The following is a 2,153-nucleotide window of genomic DNA, read 5'->3' on the forward strand; positions in this document are numbered from 1 at the left end:
CGGGCCGCGGCGAGTGGGCCTGGTGAGCCGCCGCCACCCCCTACGATCGGCGTCGTGGCACTCCCGTACGGCAACCCCGGCGCGCGCCGCGGCGGCGCGCACGGCGGCCCCGCGGCCCTCCGGCGGCTGCTCGCGCTCGTCGGCCTGTGCCTGAGCGTGTGCCTGATCGCGCCGGCCTGCGCGCCCACCGCCCGGCCTGCCGCGCCCGACGCCACCGGCCAGCAGGTCCGGCAGGTCCTCGACCGCCGCGCCGCGGCCGTGCTGCACCGGGACCGGACCGCCTACCTGGCCTCCTTCGACCCCCGGGCGACGGCTCTGCGCGCCGCGCAGGGGGAGGAGTTCGCCGACCTCGCCGCCGTGCCGCTGCGCTCCTGGAGCTACGAGGTGGCCGACGTGGCCCGCACCGGCGACACCGCGACCGTCCGCGCCGTGCTGCGCTACCGCCTCACCGGCTACGACACCGCGCCCGTGTCCACCCCGCGCTTCCTGGAACTCGTCCGCCGGGGCGGCCGCTGGTACGTGACGCTGGACCGGCCCGCCGACGGCGGCGCCCAGCAGCTGTGGCAGCAGGGCCGCGTCGAGGCCGTCGAGGGCGCCCGCAGCCTCGTGCTCGGCGTCGGGCAGGCCCCGGCCCGGCTCCGGCTCGTCGCGGCCGCCGCCGACCGCGCCGTGCCCGCCGTCGACGCGGCCTGGCCCGGCGACTGGGAGCGGCGCGTCGTCGTCTACGTGCCCGCCTCCCTCGACGCGATGGCCGCCCTCCTGGGCCGGCCCGCCGCCTCCTACCGGGACATCGCCGCCGTCACCACCGGCGAGACCGGGGGCGCGGGCGCCGCGCCCGCCGACCGGATCATCGTCAACCCCGACGCGTACGGGACGCTCAGCGACTTCGGGCAGCAGGTCGTCCTCACCCACGAGATCACCCACGTCGCGACGCGGCGCGCCACCTCGGCGGCGACCCCCACCTGGCTGTCGGAGGGCTTCGCCGACTGGTCCGCGTACCGGGGTTCGGGGCGCCCGGCCACCGTGCTCGCCCCCGAACTGCGCGCGGCGCAGCGCACGAGCGGCGTCCCCGAGGCGCTGCCCGCCGACGGCGACTTCGACTTCGACGCCGACCCGGACGCCCTGGCCCGGGCGTACGAGGAGAGCTGGCTCGCGTGCGCGCTGATCGCCGACGAGTGGGGCGCGAAGCGGCTCGCCGCGTTCTACCGGGCCGTCGGCGCGCACGACGGGCGGCCGGGCGCCGTCCCAGACGCGCTGCGCGACGTCCTGTCGACGACGCCGGAGGCGTTCACCCGGCTGTGGCGGAAGTACCTGACGGCGCGTCTGGACTGACGTCGCCGTCCCCGTCGCTCCCGTCGCCGGCCAGGGACCGCGGGGAGTGCGTACGGACCACGGCCGAGCCGCTGACCGTGCTCCGCCACAGCAGCCGGCCGCCCACGACGCTCGCCGCCACCAGCAGGCCGTTGCGGGCCACGATCAGCGCGATGCCCTGCCCGTCGCTCGTGACCACGTGGCCGAAGCCGCCCGGGAACTCCAGCAGCGTGACCGCGGTCGCCAGCAGCACCAGGACGGCGGGCAGCCCCATCACGCTCTCCCGCACCACCATGCACACGGCGGCCAGCCCCACCAGCCACAGCATGTACTGGGGGCTGATCACCCGGCTCGTCGTCGTGAACACCAGCACCGCGACGAACGCGGCGTCGCACAGCGTCGCCGGGGTGAAGACCCGCGCCCGCAGCCGCCACCACAGCAGCCAGCAGAACCCGAGGACCGTCAGGCCCATCGCGACGTGCGAGACGAGCGGGACGTAGGGGCCGACGAACTCGACCGAGCCGTAGTTCAGCAGCACCTGCCCCTGCCAGCCGTGGTGGCGGGCGACGTGGAAGACGAGCGAGCCCAGCGACTCCACCTCGGTGCCCCGGTCGCGCTGGAACGTCAGGAACGCGAACCCGCCCGGGCCGTACAGCGCGCACAGGAGCGCCACGGCGGCGCCCGCCGCCACGGCCGACAGCCACGACAGCCGGGTCCACCGGCCGCGGGGAGTCCCGAGGAGCAGCAGCACCGGCCACACCTTCAGCAGGGCGCCGAGGCCCGTCAGCGCGCCCATCAGCCGGGGCCTGCCCCGCCACCCGGCCGACGCCCGGCGCCCGGCG

At 77.3% G+C, this 2,153-nt stretch carries 2 protein-coding genes; one reads left to right on the forward strand and one right to left on the reverse strand.

What is annotated here, in order from left to right; all coding sequences use genetic code 11:
* Window positions 1-126 precede the first annotated feature (126 nt).
* Entirely contained in the window at window positions 127-1,332 is a 1,206-nt protein-coding gene (locus tag L1885_RS27450) for a Cif family virulence factor (protein WP_372482044.1), read from the forward strand.
* On the opposite strand, the gene L1885_RS27455 is transcribed toward L1885_RS27450, so the two are convergent.
* On the reverse strand, window positions 1,289-2,153 hold an 865-nt coding region (locus tag L1885_RS27455), incomplete at its 5' end, for a glycosyltransferase 87 family protein (protein WP_235799852.1). The two genes, L1885_RS27450 and L1885_RS27455, sit on opposite strands and share 44 nt — an antisense overlap.

This window comes from Streptomyces fuscigenes, assembly GCF_021556455.1.
Classification (GTDB): Bacteria; Actinomycetota; Actinomycetes; order Streptomycetales; family Streptomycetaceae; genus Streptomyces; species Streptomyces fuscigenes.